Annotated in this window: 12 protein-coding genes and 6 pseudogenes; 8 read left to right on the top strand and 10 right to left on the bottom strand. The window is 57.1% G+C overall.

Annotated features, from left to right (window positions below):
- Positions 1-56: 56 nt before the first annotated feature.
- From J5289_RS24630 to J5289_RS24615, 4 genes and pseudogenes are all read right to left on the bottom strand, one after another.
- Positions 57-1,163: a branched-chain amino acid ABC transporter substrate-binding protein gene (locus tag J5289_RS24630; protein ID WP_142831701.1), complete on the bottom strand. Its 1,107-nt coding sequence runs from the start codon at positions 1,161-1,163 to the stop codon at positions 57-59.
- A gap of 288 nt (positions 1,164-1,451) precedes the next feature.
- Positions 1,452-1,982, bottom strand: a pseudogene (locus J5289_RS24625) (peptidase M14); the annotation flags it as partial.
- The gene (gene denD / locus J5289_RS24620; protein ID WP_209207052.1) at positions 1,942-2,910 is read right to left on the bottom strand and encodes a D-erythronate dehydrogenase; all 969 of its coding nucleotides are present in this window, start codon (positions 2,908-2,910) and stop codon (positions 1,942-1,944) included. The pseudogene J5289_RS24625 and the gene denD, both read right to left, overlap by 41 nt.
- Before the next feature lie 732 nt (positions 2,911-3,642).
- Positions 3,643-4,616: pseudogene (locus tag J5289_RS24615) on the bottom strand (DUF932 domain-containing protein); the annotation flags it as partial.
- Positions 4,617-5,223: 607 nt separating this feature from the next.
- Here J5289_RS24615 and J5289_RS24610 point away from each other — a divergent pair.
- From J5289_RS24610 to J5289_RS24600, 3 genes and pseudogenes are all read left to right on the top strand, one after another.
- Positions 5,224-6,606 carry a Fic family protein gene (locus J5289_RS24610; RefSeq protein ID WP_209186909.1) on the top strand — a complete coding sequence of 461 codons (1,383 nt, stop codon included), beginning with the start codon at positions 5,224-5,226 and terminating at the stop codon, positions 6,604-6,606.
- On the top strand, positions 6,603-7,265 hold the full coding sequence (locus tag J5289_RS24605) for a hypothetical protein (RefSeq protein ID WP_247749915.1): 663 nt from the start codon (positions 6,603-6,605) through the stop codon (positions 7,263-7,265). The genes J5289_RS24610 and J5289_RS24605 overlap by 4 nt, the downstream gene beginning before the upstream one ends.
- A pseudogene (locus J5289_RS24600) lies at positions 7,217-7,631 on the top strand (SDR family oxidoreductase); the annotation flags it as partial. The gene J5289_RS24605 and the pseudogene J5289_RS24600, both read left to right, overlap by 49 nt.
- Before the next feature lie 19 nt (positions 7,632-7,650).
- Here the strand turns inward: J5289_RS24600 and J5289_RS24595 are convergent.
- The 6 genes from J5289_RS24595 to J5289_RS29765 form a co-directional block, all read right to left on the bottom strand.
- Positions 7,651-8,625 carry a sensor histidine kinase gene (locus J5289_RS24595; RefSeq protein WP_257625477.1) on the bottom strand — a complete coding sequence of 325 codons (975 nt, stop codon included), beginning with the start codon at positions 8,623-8,625 and terminating at the stop codon, positions 7,651-7,653.
- Complete coding sequence (locus J5289_RS29500) at positions 8,622-8,822, bottom strand: hypothetical protein (protein WP_247749914.1); 201 nt, start codon at positions 8,820-8,822, stop codon at positions 8,622-8,624. Before J5289_RS29500 ends, J5289_RS24595 begins: the two co-directional genes overlap by 4 nt.
- A gap of 89 nt (positions 8,823-8,911) precedes the next feature.
- Positions 8,912-9,283, bottom strand: a complete 372-nt coding sequence (locus tag J5289_RS24590; protein WP_142832377.1) for a response regulator — start codon at positions 9,281-9,283, stop codon at positions 8,912-8,914.
- Positions 9,280-10,686 carry a sensor histidine kinase gene (locus tag J5289_RS24585; protein ID WP_209188290.1) on the bottom strand — a complete coding sequence of 469 codons (1,407 nt, stop codon included), beginning with the start codon at positions 10,684-10,686 and terminating at the stop codon, positions 9,280-9,282. Before J5289_RS24585 ends, J5289_RS24590 begins: the two co-directional genes overlap by 4 nt.
- 236 nt (positions 10,687-10,922) lie before the next feature.
- Complete coding sequence (locus tag J5289_RS29770) at positions 10,923-11,090, bottom strand: hypothetical protein (RefSeq protein WP_307877425.1); 168 nt, start codon at positions 11,088-11,090, stop codon at positions 10,923-10,925.
- A 119-nt stretch (positions 11,091-11,209) separates the two neighbouring features.
- Entirely contained in the window at positions 11,210-11,326 is a 117-nt protein-coding gene (locus tag J5289_RS29765; protein ID WP_307877424.1) for an SDR family oxidoreductase, read from the bottom strand.
- Positions 11,327-11,995: 669 nt separating this feature from the next.
- Between J5289_RS29765 and J5289_RS29960 the strand changes: the two are divergent.
- The 5 genes and pseudogenes from J5289_RS29960 to J5289_RS29495 form a co-directional block, all read left to right on the top strand.
- Positions 11,996-12,379: pseudogene (locus J5289_RS29960) on the top strand (Abi family protein); the annotation flags it as partial.
- A gap of 495 nt (positions 12,380-12,874) precedes the next feature.
- Entirely contained in the window at positions 12,875-13,216 is a 342-nt protein-coding gene (locus J5289_RS24570) for a helix-turn-helix domain-containing protein (RefSeq protein WP_209186906.1), read from the top strand.
- The gene (locus J5289_RS24565; RefSeq protein ID WP_209207055.1) at positions 13,206-14,489 is read left to right on the top strand and encodes a type II toxin-antitoxin system HipA family toxin; all 1,284 of its coding nucleotides are present in this window, start codon (positions 13,206-13,208) and stop codon (positions 14,487-14,489) included. Before J5289_RS24570 ends, J5289_RS24565 begins: the two co-directional genes overlap by 11 nt.
- 215 nt (positions 14,490-14,704) lie before the next feature.
- Positions 14,705-14,908: pseudogene (locus J5289_RS24560) on the top strand (hypothetical protein); the annotation flags it as partial.
- Positions 14,863-15,057, top strand: a pseudogene (locus J5289_RS29495) (short-chain dehydrogenase/reductase); the annotation flags it as partial. The pseudogenes J5289_RS24560 and J5289_RS29495, both read left to right, overlap by 46 nt.
- Positions 15,058-15,124 lie beyond the last annotated feature (67 nt).

The raw sequence follows: 15,124 nt of genomic DNA, 5'->3' as shown, positions 1-15,124 counted from the left end.
ACATTGTGTTCAGGAGGACCGATCGGGCCTGCAGGGGCCCGATCGGCAACGCTTATTTATTCCGCAGCGACAATCTTGCCGCCGTCCCACTTGTAAAGGGAGAAGCTTTGCGAGGTGAGGTCGCCTGTCTCGCCGTAGGTCAGATTGCCGATTGCGGTCGCGATAGGCTGACCGGACTTGATGGCCTTTGACACCGCATCGACGTCTTCGGCACTGCCGGCCTTCTCGATGCCTGCCTTCAGAACTTGAACGGCGGCGTAGGCGTTCAGGGTGAAGGCCTCGGCAGGAATGTTCTTGGCCTTGAGCGCATCGGATGCGGCCTTTGAATCGGGGCTCCTGATTGCGTCCGCCGCATTCGTGAAGATCGTGCCAGCGGCAGCCTCCGTGCCTATCTTCCAAAATTCCGTGTTGGAAAGGCCGTCGCCGCCGATCAGCGTTGCCTTGACCGACAGATCGGCTAGCTGCCGGACAAGCAGGCCGCCTTCGGGATGGTATCCGCCGAAATAGATCACGTCGATCTTTTCCGACTTCAGGCGCGTGGTCAGGGCCGAGAAATCCTTATCGCCCGGATTGATGGCATCATCGATGACTTCCTTGGTGCCGGCCGCATTTAGCGTCGCCTTAAAGGCATCCGCCAGACCTTTGCCATAGGCACCCTTGTCGTTGATGATGGCGATCCGTTTGCCGCTGAAGTTCTTAAGGACGTAGCGGGCTGCAACTTCGGCTTGCTGGTCGTCGCGTCCGCATGTGCGCAGGACATTCGTCAGGCCACGCTTTGTCAAGTCGGGTGCCGTTGCGGTCGGCGTGACCATCAGGACGCCGTTTTCGGAGAAGACGTCGGAGGCAGGGATGGCAACGCCCGATGTGACCGGACCGACGACGAAATGGATATCCTGGCCGACGAGCTGGTTGGCGCCGGAAACACCCTGCTTGGGTTCGCCCGCGTCGTCAGCGGTTTCCAGCACGACTTTCTGGCCCAGAATGCCGCCGGTCTTGTTGATCTCTTCGATAGCGGTTTCAACACCGTTCTTCACCTGATCGCCATAGGCGGCGACGGGGCCGGTCAGGGGCGCGATCAGTCCAATTGTTACGTCTGCGTGGGCCAGGGGCGCAAATGCAATCGAAGCGGCGAATGTCGCTCCTGTCAAAGTCTTGAAACCCATTACTCTCTCCTTGGGAATATGATTGCCGAGTTCGAGGCCCTGGCGCTGAAACGTCGAGCGTCGGAGCCAGCGACCGGTGAACGGTCGTTGCGGCCATTTTTGGCTTCGAAACGTCCATGCGCGTTCTATGGCGCCGGTCGGATTTGCGCAAGAAGTTACCCATTCGAATGAATGGCATATATTCAGCGCTTACGAAGGAATGCGACGCGCAACCGGAGGGCAGTGCGGTTAGGGAGCCGAGAGCTTCATCCCTGAGCTTCGCCTTGGGACGTGGAGCACACGAGGCGTTCAGACCGTCTCGCCCGCCCCCATCTCTTGCCAGGCATCGTAGCAAGACAGCACGGTTTCCATCTGCGCCGTGTGGCCGGCGATGAAATCGTCACCATAGATGGTTTCGTCGGGATATTCGGTGATCAGCGTCATCGGTACGGTGTGGCGGTCGTCGACCGAGCACAGGCAGGGAAAGCCGTTGATAATCTGAAAGCCGGTTTCGCCGGCATGGATCTCGTAGAGCGCAATCTGCCGGTCGTTATACGCCAGTAGGCCTGGGATCTGTCCGAGATGGCGTGTAACCCGATCCAGCAGAATTTCAGAGCGCTTTTCCCACTCGGGATGGTGGCGCATGATGAGGAAGAACCCCTTCGGCAGTGTCCACATGCCAAAGCCGCGCGGCACATAGCCGGAGAGCGGCCTTGTCCATTCGTGGCTCGGATAGCCGTGCAGGTTGACATGCAACTGAGCGTTGCTCAGCGCCTGCGCTTGGATCCTGATCTGCTTCTCATTCAGATGGGGGCCGGCGGTTTCCACCGTGCGGTACGATCTCATCGAAACTGGCATCTGGGACAAAGCCAAGATCCAGAGCGAGGCGTGCGTCAAAGGATTTGGGCCAGGAGCTGACAATCATGTGAATCGCCGGATCGGGCTCTTCGCGAATGAGGGCCACTGCATCGTCACCGGCAACCTTCCGCAAGGCTTCGATTTGGTCTTCCACCGACGCTGAGACGCCAGGCATCGTCAACGCCCGGACAGTGAGGTCCGGGCCCGCAACCTCTGCGGCCCTGATGAGGAAATCTTCCGCCTTCCGCGGTGAAGCGAACCAATGGCGAATGTCGCGCGATACGGGGAGGACGGCTTCTTCGCCGTTCAGGGGCTCGCGGATGATGCTCGAATAGAAACTCGACGCCGCCTTATTGGGTTTACCGGGTCGCACGCAAATCGTCGGGAGGCGTATACTCAAGCCATCTATGATCCCGCGCCTGGCATAGTCGGCGACGAGAAGCTCCCCCATCGCCTTTTGTGCGCCATAGCTTGATAGGGGACGCGGGAGATAATCATCTGGAATGACATCCGGAAGTGGTGCGCCGAAAACCGCAATCGAGGATGTGAACACGAAACGCGGTCGGTAATCTTGTCCGATCGTGCGAACGGCATTGAGTAGCGCGCGGGTCCCCTCTAAGTTGACCCGGTAGCCTTTCTCGAGGTCGGCTTCCGCCTCTCCCGATACCACCGCAGCAAGATGAAAGATCACGTCAGGACGATACAACAGGATACGCTCTGCCTCTCCTTGGTCCGAAAAGTCAGACGTCAGAACATCGACGTCAAAGTTACCGTTTACACGCGCCGCCGGCACAATATCGTGAAGGGTAAACGCCGTGATGGCCTTTCCAGCAAGCTCTCCTTCGGCCGCAAGGCGCTCGGTCAGTCTTCGCCCGAGCATTCCAGCTGCTCCCAGGATGGCAATACGCATGACTACACTCCCATATAAAGTATCATGTTCGGCAACGGGTCGTAGCTCTTTGCCCATCGCCCATGCACACCTTAGTGGTGAAAGTGACACGTACACGCGCGTTTTCTCACGAGCTCTAATGTCTACTGCCCCGCGCAAACTCAGTTTGCGCTTATCCCCGCCGGGGCTGCCGCTACTTTTCTAAAGTACTTTTTCCTCAGCGACAACTTGGCAAACGCAATCCACAGCGACAATATCGCCCACGGTTCCCGTTTGTCGACATTCCAGCTTCATTTCGCGGTCGCGAGTCGCCAAGCTTGCCCTAGACGATTGCACGAGAAGACATTGCATCGGAATTCGTACGAAATTAAATCTTGGGGACTCGGGGTTGTGGTCTGGAGCATGGCAGCAAGAGGGCTGCGATTGGAAAGAATTCAAAGGTGTTTCCTTGGTGATTGCCGCCTCTACCTTCCGTCAGGTAGTTGATGACCGATACCTACGCCTTATTGTCCGTCGACGTTGTAGCCGCGATGTGGGCCACATCACGCGCGCTGTCTCGGGCGCTCTTCTCGGATTCCCGCGCGCTCTTTGCCGCGTTACGCGACAATTATCCGGGCGGGGATCCCTACGTTAATTACGAACGCAAGCGTGTGCTGCCAATCTCAACGTTATGGGCCGCTAGGACAAAGTCCGGTCTGAAAAAATCATCGAGAGGAAGGGCGACGATTGCGCCAAGCCCGCCTGCGCCAGTGGGCGCGCCACGATCCGTTTGCGCGCCGCCTTGATCCCGTTGACGAAAGGCACTGGCGAGGAATTGGCGAAATTCTGCAGCGCCGGGGCGGCCTCATGGGCGAAACGGGAGGCGGCATATTTGCTGTGACGGATGGTGATCTCTTCGAAATCCTCCACGCCCCATAGATTGCGGTTCTGGCAGACCGCTCGAAGGTAGAAGCTCGCCATGCCGAGCGTTTTGGCACCAACCTCGCTGTTCCAGGCATAGAATCCTCGGAAGAACAGGTCGGGCGACCCACCGGGCAGCTCGCCAGCCTCGATGGGGTTCAGATCGTCGACGAGGAACAGGAACACGTCGCGGTCGCTGGCATAGGCGTGGTGGTGTCCTTGGTGATATTGACGCGCGGATTATAGATCCCGGTCGACCAGTCGAGCACACCCGGCACCTTCCAGCGCGTGTAACCGGTGCCATTGCCGGCGATGCGCTGAACCGCTTCGACGAGTTCGTGATCGTAGATGCGACCGTAATCGACACCGGTTGACGCCCGCAGCTCGACGCGACCACCATCGGTTTCGAGCGTCTTGATCTGCTCGGCCCGATGCGAGGTCAGACGGTATTGCAGATTGATCCCGGCGAGCGCGGCGGGGAGTTGGCGCAAATAGGCGGCCGGCGCACCGACCTGGGCAGCGAGCTGTCCAAGACTCCAGTGCGTCGGCGCGATGGGCGCGTCTGCACCGGGAAGGATCAACTCCAGGCGCTCGGGATTGGTGCGGCTCGCCTCGACATGGATGAGCGCGCTTTGCACAACGCGGGTCCGGCTGCGTTCGGCACGATCACGCACCATCCGAGCCAGTTCGCCAAGCGACAGGAAGCGCTCGTCATGAGGGCGGGAATACCATTCGGATGAGACGCGACCGACCTGTCGGCCACGGCTCTGATCAACCTTGAAGCCACCACTCTGATCACGGGGGGTGTCCAGTACCTGAATGTTCATAGGATCTACTCCAGGACGGGTGCCGGAAGCCTCTCTCTCGGCCCTCCCACGTCCACGAAGTGAGACGCCGCCTCTTACTCTGGAGGGATAGCGCACGACCGAAACGGACAAATGGAGAAGCCAAAGACATGAAGCCGGCACAACGTCCTTGGATAAACTTCGGTCCTCCGGCGACATTGAGAACCAAAGCTGCATGGGGTCAGCACGTAAAGTCGCAACCGACCGCAAGAGCATTTCTCCAAGCCTGCGTTCTCCCCTTGCCGTTATTGCCCCGCCTGCCCGAGTTTTTAGCGACGAAACGAGAAACGACGCTTCCACATTTTCCGAGCCAGGGACATTTGCCGGCAAGGACGAAGGCTTTCGCGCGAGTCGCCAGTCCGGCCCTATGGCCACGCTGGCGGATGCGTTTCATCTCAACACGCGCAGTCGATCATGTTCTCACCGACGGCGGTGACGGACAGGGTCGCAACGCGCTTCAGGTTTATGACGTTATGCTAACGAAGATTCCGCCGGATAAGCGCAACTATGATTGCGCATAGACTTGATATTTGCGCGTATCTGGGCATTCTTGCGCCTACTCCGTTAGGCGCAAGAAAAGCAACGAATCGTGGCGAACCAAATTCCTGAGGACGCATTTGCTGCGATCGAAGAGATCGTAAGCCAGCACACAGGTGCTATTCCAGCATCAGAGATTCTTCGCGCTCTGCAAACGCCTATCCCCCAACGCACCCTGCAATACCGGCTGAAACGGCTGGTATCGGATGATCGCTTGATTATGGAGGGCGAAGGCCGCTGGGCAAAATATCGCCTGCCCGACCACGCTTCGTCCCCTCCATCACCTGGCGAGGACAGGGTTTTCGACATTACACTTTCCGATGCAGCCAAATCAGTGCGCGATTATGTTCGACAGCCGTCCGAAGCCCGTAAGCCGGTCGGTTACAATCGCGAGTTTCTCAACAGCTACCGCCCGAACGTTACCTTTTATTTGACCCAATCCGAGCGCCTCCATCTGACGTCGGTCGGGCGGCTACAGGTCGCAGAGCAGCCAGCAGGAACCTATGCCAAGCATATCTTGAGCAGGCTTCTGATCGACCTTGCCTGGAACTCGAGCCGGCTTGAGGGCAATACCTATTCGCTGCTCGACACCAAGCGCCTCATTGAACTCGGTGAAGAAGCCGAGGGCCGAGCCCATCTCGAAGCGCAGATGATCCTCAACCACAAGGACGCAATCGAGTTCCTGGTCAGCGCAGCCGATGACATCGGCTTCAACCGCTACACGATTCTCAATCTACATGGTCTGCTAGCCAATAACCTGCTTGTCGATCCATCAGCTGTGGGAAGGTTACGCTACATAGCGGTCGGAATTGAGCGGTCAGCGTTCCACCCTCTGGAAGTGCCGCCGCTCATTGAGGAATATTTCGATCAGATCCTGGCCACTGCCGACGCCATCACCGACCCGTTCGAGCAAGCATTTTTCGTTATGGTGCAATTGCCCTATCTTCAGCCCTTTGACGATGTGAACAAGCGCGTTTCCCGCCTTGCCGCGAACATCCCGTTTATCAAGCATAACCTCTCGCCGCTCTCCTTTGACGACGTACCACGGCAAGCCTACACAGAGGCGGTACTCGGTGTTTACGAGCTAAATCAGATGGATCTGCTCAAGGACCTCTTCTTGTGGGCCTATGAACGCTCGGCTGCGCGCTATGCCGCTGTTCGCCAATCGCTGGGCGAGCCCGATCCATTCAGGCTTCGCTATCGCGCCGAATTGCGCGAGCTCGTCGCGACCCTCATCCGAGGGTGCACCCGACGTAAGGAGATCGCCCAACGCATCGCAGCTTGGGCGGCAGAGAAAGTCGATCCCGCCGATCGTCGGCGCTTCATCGAGATTACCGAAGCCGAAGTAACGGGACTGCATGAAGGCAATTTTGCGCGCTATCAGATCCGACCCTCGGAGTTCGCAGACTGGCGCAAAGTCTGGGAGGCGGAATGACCGACAGCTCTTACCCGATTATCGCCGCCGACGACTTCGCACGCCGATTTTCAATGCGGCCAGGTGGCCTAATGTGGCTACTTGGGGCTGGAGCGTCTGCCGCGGCCGGTATTCCCACGGCTTGGGACATGATCTGGGAATTCAAACAGCAAATTTATGTAAGTCAACGTCGCGTCTCGCCAAAAACCGTAGCCGACCTGGCAAATCCGGCGGTCCGTCGCTCATTGCAGAGCTTTATGGACGGCCTCGATCGGTTTCCACCAACAGGGGCTCCCGATGAATATGCGGCGTTGTTCGAAGCGGCCTATCCAAGCGAAAACGACCGCAGGACGTACATCGCGGCCAAACTCGCCGGTGCAAAACCGTCTTACGGCCACATGGCTCTGGCGACCTTCATGAGAGCAAGCCGCACCAAAATCGTATGGACCACAAACTTTGATCCGCTTGTCGCCGATGCATGTGCCAAGGTCTATGACGGGACGGGGCATCTGACCACCGTCGCGCTCGACGCTCCCGATCTCGCGCGAGACGTAATCAACGGCGAGCGCTGGCCTGCGGAAATCAAGTTACACGGCGATTTCCGATCGGCAGTAAGGATGACCGCTCGACTGCTGCCCAATGGGGAAGAATTATCAACATATCCAGCATGGCGGCATTGATGACTCCTGCGAAAAGACCCGACTATGGTGCCGCAAAGGCCGCGATGGATTGCGATGACAGCCTCTTTGGCGAAGGAGGTTGCGATGGATGGCATCACAGCCAACACGGTATCGCCCGGAACAATTAAAAGCGGCAGGCTAGACGAAGGCTTCCGCAAGGTAGCCGCCGCGCAAGGCCTTGCGCTGGACGCACCATGGACCGAAATCGAGAAAATAGTGCTGCCGATGTTTGCCCAAGTCCCCATGGGAAGGGTTGGAACACTTGAGGAGATCGCCGATGCCATCGCCTTCCTCGTTAGTCCACGCGCCTGCTATATTACGGGAGCGAACCTGCGACTTGATGGCGGCATGTGGCCAGGCCTTTGATTGTCGAGGCCTATCCGAACTACGAGCCGATATCTTGTACTGCTGCCATCGGCGCTCTGAACGTCGCCGTGAACCCCGAAGGGAGATAGGACTTCTCGGCGTGTCCCGTCCCCGCGATCCCCATGCGGATCAGCCTCGAGCCGAACCCGCGCCTGATCGGCTCAGATATCTCCGGCCCGCCGCTTTCGGTCCAAACCATCGAAAGGGTCGGGACACCGTCAAGATCATCGACCGACCACTTCACAGAAACCCGGCCCGACCCGTTCGAAAGAGCTCCGTACTTGATGGCGTTGGTGGCCAGTTCGTGGAGGAGAAGGGAGAGCGATAATCCAGCCTTGGGACCAAGGGTAACCTTTGGGCCGTCCAGGTCCCGACGCGTCCCGTCGGCGTGAAGGGTGAGCACGCTGAGCATCACGTCACCGATCTCGGCCGACGACCAATTCTCCCGAAGCAGCACGTCATGTGCCCTGCTGAGCGCCTGAAGCCGACCCGTAAACGCATCGACCGCATCGCGCTCAGTCACGTCTTTCAATGCCTGGGCAGCGATCGCCAGCACCATCGACAACGTGTTCTTCATGCGATGACTGAGTTCGGCGGTGAGAAACTTTCGCTCTTCCTCCGCCTGTGCCATGGCTCTCGTTTGTGCGAGCATTTGTTCGCTCAAACTGCGTTGAACCTCCGCCTCTTCCGATTTCTCCCGCAGGGCCTTACGCAGTTCAAGCTGTGCCATGACCTGCCGCGCGAGCAGACGGAGTGTGTCCTGCTGCAACTCGTCGAGGACCATCGGCTCGTACCCGAGAACGCATACTGTACCGATAGGGAGATCGTCTTCCGTCTTGAGGATCGCGCCAGCGTAGAAGCGAAGATGCGGCTCGCCTGTCACCAGAGGATTGCAGTCGAAACGCTTGTCCTTGGTCGCATCCGGAACCATCAGAAAGTCGTTCTCGAGGATCGCTTTGGCACAGAACGAGCTGTCGAACGGGGTGGACCTCACCCCAACCCGACCTCGGCCTTGAAAAACTGCCGCCGATCACCGATCAGGTTGACGACGGCAATCGGTGTGCCGCACAAACGCGACGCGATCTTTGCAATGTCATCGAAATCCTTCTCCGGTTCCGTGTCCAGAACGTCATAGGAATACAACGCGGCGAGCCGACGTTCTTCGGGGAAGTCGACTGCGAGATTTTTCAACGAGGGATTCCCTTGGCCTGACAAACTCAGGTCTCCATGGGATTGATATACCAACGCACGATGTAAAGCGACGAATATCGGGGTAGGATTCAGCCCGCCGCCGTCCTGATGACCGCCAGCACCTCGCGCTCCGAATACGGCTTGCCAACAAAGCCGATCGGCTGCCACTGCATCGCCATATGCCGGGTTCGTTCGTCGAGGTTCCCGCTGACGAACAGAGACGGGATGTTCCACCTCTGCCTCAGCGCGGCGGCCGTAGCGACGCCGTTCGACCCACGCGCCAGGTTGATGTCCATGATGGCGACGTCGATCCCTCCGTCCACGCTTTCGGCGATAGCTAGCGCCTGGGGCATGTCGGAGGCCTGGCCTACCACCGTATAGCCAGCATCCAGCAGCATGTCTTCGAGGTCGAGCGCCAACAGCATCTCATCCTCGACAATCATAACCCGCAAAGCCGTCATCTGTCGTTTCCCTCGAAGGCCAGCATGAAGCGATAGCCATCAGGAGCATTGGCCTCTGCGACAACACCGCCGAGCTGGGAAGCCATGGTGGCTATCAGTCTACCCCCCAGTTCGTCGGACCCCATTGGCGAGGCCACGTCCGACCCCGACACCGTTAGCTCTATCCGACCTTCGGCAGTGGTCTTCAGTGAAACGGTAATCGGATTTTGCTCGTCGGCCCCTCTCAACGCCCCGGCCAGAAGCTCGTTGACGATGACCGATATCGGTATAGCGCGTTCGGTGGGCAGCTCCAACGCGTCGGCATCGACGATGATCGCCTTGGGCCCGTCGCCCACGAGATCAAGGCAGAGCTTTGACAAGTGGTCAGCCATGTCCACGCTGAGCGAATTATGGTTTCGATAGAGCCGTTCGTGTACGGATATGATGGCTCGGACGCGCGAAATCGCCCGGGCGAAGGCTTCGTTCGTGGCAGGGTCCCGTAGTTTTCGCGCCTGCAAACGCAATGTGCTGATAACCAGCTGAAGGCTGTTCTTCACGCGGTGGTTGACCTCGGCGAGAAGAAGTTCCTTCTGCTCGATCAGCTCCCCCTGTGCGGCGAGGGCGGCGCTCAATTCGGCCTCTCTGAGACGGTCTGCGGTGACATCCATCAGGACACCGATCATGCGTACCTTTCCCGTTGAGGTTCGCAAAACCTCGCCTCTCGACGTGACGTGCCGCACTTCCCCGGACGGCAGGAGGATACGGTAATCGAACTTCATCGCCGTTCTATCCGGGCACTCCATCACGTCGGCGACGACCTTCTTCGTGGAGAGCAGGTCGTCGGGGTGCATCCTGGCAAAGAACGGCGCCGCGACGGGGCCGCCCTCGCCGGGCTCGAAACCAAAGATCACGTCGACCGAATGGCTGCGCCTCCAGATATCGGTCTCCGGTTCGTATTCCCAACTAGCGAGGTCGGCGGCGTGGAGCGCTACGCGAAGACGGGCGTCAGCCTCCTTGGCCTTCAGGACGCTCTCGGTGACGTCCATGGGATTCTGGATGATGTATTCGATCTCGCCGTCGTCACCGAGGACCGGAGTGTGGACAGGGGTCCAGAACTTCTGCGTGAATCGCCCGTCAGGTTGGGGGATGTCATACTGGATGACCGCCATCTCATGCGGCTTGCCGGTCTCTATGACGTGGCGCAGAGAAACTTCGAGCGGTCCCTGCTCGACAGTCCCCGCTGCATCGGGGTTTTCGGGGAATGCCACCAGGATATTCTGACCGACGATATCGGCCAGGCTGCGGTCTGTCAGCGCCAGGTATGCGTCGCTGGCTCCGACGATCATGAGGTCGGTGTCGAGAACCAGATATGGCTGAGGCATTCCTTTGAGGATGGCCGCGAAATTCGTGTTGGACATGGACATTTAGAGCGGCACCCAAGATTCTTTTCCGTCATGACAGACCATCAGGCGTTGAAGTCCTTTCAATAAACCGCTCCCGGAAATAGAGCGGCGATCTCGGAGGGCAAGTCGTAAGGCTCTGTGTTGAAGTACCTGGACCTGTCAAACAGCGATGGTCTCGTACGTGAATATAAGCGATCCGACAGACGGCTCAACCTTCTTCGTCTTTTGCTTTCGAGGGGACCATCCCTCGGCGGTCGTCATAGGGAATTTTCTCCTGGCGATATCCGCCGTGATCGGCCTGGCTTCAGTCTTAGCGCCGGCCGCACGTTCCAAATTGCTGACCTCCCGATCGAAGCCCCGCCGTCGACATGCAAGGTCTGTCCGGTGATGAACGCGGCATCGTCGGAGAGCAGGAAACCGATCACGCCGGCTACTTCCTCGGCCTGCCGAAGCGGCCCATAGGAATCGCTGATAGGTATCGCGCTTCACCGTTGCTTCCGATAGGGTTATTTGTACGGAACAATTCGGTCTCCGTGGGTCCAGGCTAAATTGCATTGACGGTGATGCCGTCCATAGCGAGTTCCAGCGCCCAACTCCGGGTGAAGCTGACAAGTGCTGCCTTGGCTGTGGCGTAACTCGTCCGCTCAACGTCGCCGAGCACCGTGAGACTCGAGATATTGACAACCCGGCCCCACCCGCATGACTTCGTCGAGCGTCTCGACGGCGATGTCGCCGACAGGTTAGACAGCTTTTCGCCTTGATAGGATACGAACCGAAAGTCACCTGCGCGAATTGCTATGTACCTACCAATGCTCTTCTTTTTGTGCGCCCGTGGCGCTGGCTCTTTCGATGCTTTACGTCGTTAAAACTCGGAATTTGCCGAGATAATGGTATGCATGATTTTTGCGAGCCCGCATGTCCAAAAAATCGTGATTCTGATCCGTGACTTGGTTCGGTTCGGGCAAAAATGGGTACTTTTTTGCCCAGCCATTGTTGCATTCTTAATGGGAGTGCTCCATATCAATGATCAACAACACCCGCTACGCCTCGGACGGAACCTCGGTTTCGAAACTTCGCACACCAGCGGGTTTTTTGTTTTCTGGCGATTTCGAATCCGCCTATGAGATGGTATGAAGTTTTAAAAGCCATCCGTTTCTATTCCCGATCAAATTGCCTGGCTCGAAGCAAGGGGAATGGCCGTTCCGGATCTAGGCGACGCAGCCCATTGCTCCAGCACATAAGCTACTACCCGCTACGGTACTACTGGCTTCCGTTCGAGGGTATCCCACACGCGACTGGCGAACATAGGTTTTGATATACAACATCCTTCGACGATGTGTTGGAGATACACATTCTCGATAGGCGCCTTCGACTACTCGTGATGGATGCGATCGAGAGAATCGAAGTGTCTTTGCGAGGCGGTTGGGCGCATCACGTCGCGATGAAATACGGGCCGCACAGCTATCTTGATCCTGGCCTCTATCACCGAGCAGACCGATATGCTCAGGCCTTCTTGAAGCTAATTGAGGATCTGCGTAGGTCGAAGGACACTTTCATCCTCCATTATAAGAATAGATATGACGATCCTGAACACTCGCCGGTCTGGATGACAGCCGAGGTAATATCGTTAGGGCAGTTTTCGATGTGGTACAGCAATCTAAAGAATCGATTCGACCCGCCAATTACATGCAAGGTGGCCGATGTCTTTGAATGAACCACAAGCCCTTAAAAAAGCACTCATACGGTTCACCGGATACGTTGATCTGTACTACAATTTATGCGTAAACTCTTAATGGTGCAACGCTGGGATGCAACCGGCTTAACAGGAGCTGCAGGCAGTTAAAGTTGCACCGATTGCTTTGACTGGCGACGACGGCGCAGCTTGATTTGTATGCAGCTACGGATGTCAACTGAAACATTGTCGGTTTTTGGCCGGGGCCGCGGTTGCTTTCAAGAAGCGGTGTATGAAACTCTCGTCCAGGGGTGTCCCGTACTCACGCGATGTACGTTCTTCGGTTGGCAATTCAGCGAAATGCACCACATTCACGTCTGTCTTGGCGCCCATTGACCGCCATCTCAATGTTTGTCTATTTTAGTAGACATTGTCGTTTACAATAGCTTCTAAAATAGACAAAACTGCCGGCATATTTGCCATTATTCTCCGATGTGATATATCCTAAAGTAGATATTAACGTCACTTGTGTATGCCATGGCAGAGAATGCGAATTCCTTTTTGTCACTTTCGCTAACCAGTCGATCAGCGTTGCAATTGCTTGCGTCCGAGATTCAGGCAGCTCGAAAGCTTCGCGGCTGGACAGAGGCCGATCTCGCCAAACGAACCGGATGTTCGCGGCTGACGATCCGCGCGATAGAAGCCGGCAAGCCAACCGTTGCAGTCGGATACATCTTCGAAGCAGCGACGATGGTTGGGTTGGCCTTGTTCGGAGGCCCCTTTGAGACGAAAGCCCGGCTTTCGGAAACTAAGACAAAACTCGAGCTTCTGCCAGCACGTGTCCGATATCAAAAGCCGGAGCTGAAAGATGATTTCTGATCCCAGCGAACTTTACGTCTGGATATGGTTGCCGGGAGAAATCGAGCCAGTCGTCGTGGGGCGCGTAGTCCGTGAGAGGGATCGCTATTTCTTCAACTATGGTCGCAGCTACCTGGAGAGAAAAAAGGCAATCGCCATTTTTGATCTCGACCTGCCGCTCGGCGCGGGCGTCATCGAACCTCCGGCCGATCATTTTCTCGCACCATCCCTGCGCGACGCATTGCCTGACCGATGGGGCCGTCGCGTTATAGTCAATGAATTGTTGGGACTGAAGCAGGACGCGATCGACGAGGACGCCTTTGGCGAGATGACATTCATGCGCCATTCCGGTTCAGACAGAATCGGTGCGCTGGATTTTCAGGAGAGCGCGACGGAGCACATTGCTCGCGAGGGTGACCATGCGACGCTGACGGAGTTGCTGAGTTTCGCCGATAAGGTGGAAGCCGGGGAACCGGTCCCCGAAGGCTTGCACCGTGTCATCCTTCATGGCAGCTCGATCGGCGGTGCGCGCCCAAAGGCGCTCATCAGTGACCACCAGGCGGGGAAACCAAGGAAGCTGATCGCTAAATTCTCGGCCACGAATGACACATTCGCGATGGTCAAGGCGGAATTTGCAACCATGCGCCTGGCAGCATGTGCTGGTATGTCCGTGGCGCCGGTAGAAATAGATAGAGTCTTGGATCGCGATGTCCTTCTCGTCGAACGGTTCGACCGCATTTCCGTCGAAACATCATGGCAGAGGCGTGCAATGGTCTCCGCCCTGACATGGACACAGGAGAATGAACTCGCTGCCCATCATATCTCGTATCAGATGCTTGCGGAGATCATTCGAGCTCGGTTTTCCGAACCATTGGAAAACCTGACCGAACTTTTCTCGAGACTTTGCTTCAACATTCTCGTTGGAAACACCGATGACCATGCAAGAAATCATGCAGCCTTCTGGGATGGGAAGACACTCAACTTGACGCCCGCATATGATATCGCCCCGCAACGCCGGGGAACACCAGAAGCCAATCAAGCAATGATTGTCTCTGGAGGAAGTCGCGCTGCGAAGTTGATGAACGTCTTGGCTGTCGCGCCGTCGTTTTTGCTATCAAAGGCGCAAGCTCGCACGATTATCGATGATCAGACCGCCGCAATCATCGCCAACTGGCAACTAATCTGCGAGGAGGCTGGCATGACGGCAATTGAGCGACGTTTTTTTGAGGGGCGCCAGATCCTCAACGGCTATGCCTTCGACGGCTACGGCCGCGCCCCAAGGCTTGGCGAATGAGAAATGCGGCCCAGACTTCGTTTTCGGATATACCCGTTGTGGTGTGAGTATCCAAGACAAGTGCCTCATGTCTGCAAATCAAAAAACCGCCACGCGAAACCGGAAGGCCACTGTAGTTTGTGGAATTTTGCCCTCAGCCAAGCCCTGCTCGCCTTTTGGTGACACGGTTAACGCAGACGTCTCGGCAGAGGAACGTTTCTCCCTGGCAATGATCGATACCATCCGCCCGCGCACTTATGATTGAAGTTGTCGCGGAGGGAGCGGAAACACCTAAACATGCCGATGTCTTGCGCGATCTTGGTGTCGATGTCTTGCAGGGCTATGCGCTCAATCGACCTGAGCCTTGGGGTGTCGTAACCCGCACACTGTCGCTGCAGGATATGACCGTGAGGGAGCACTTAAGGAATCGCCTTGTGTAGAGATGCCGCGTCAGTTCCAAGCCAATCTCTTCGATGCCGCTTCAGTCACCCAGGCATTCCTGCCTCATTTTCGCTGACGGCTTAGTGGCTTTGTCGTCAACGTGACGTCGATGGGCGGAATGATCACCATTCCTGGGATCGTCCACTTTCAGCTTGACGCTGGAAGCCTCTTTACCTGCTGCCTCGCGAGAACAACCGCTGGAAAGAAATCCTTCA

Origin of the sequence: Rhizobium sp. B230/85 (assembly GCF_019355735.1) — a bacterium.
Lineage (GTDB): Bacteria > Pseudomonadota > Alphaproteobacteria > Rhizobiales > Rhizobiaceae > Rhizobium > Rhizobium rhododendri.
This window is presented reverse-complemented; position numbering and strand designations above follow the sequence as displayed.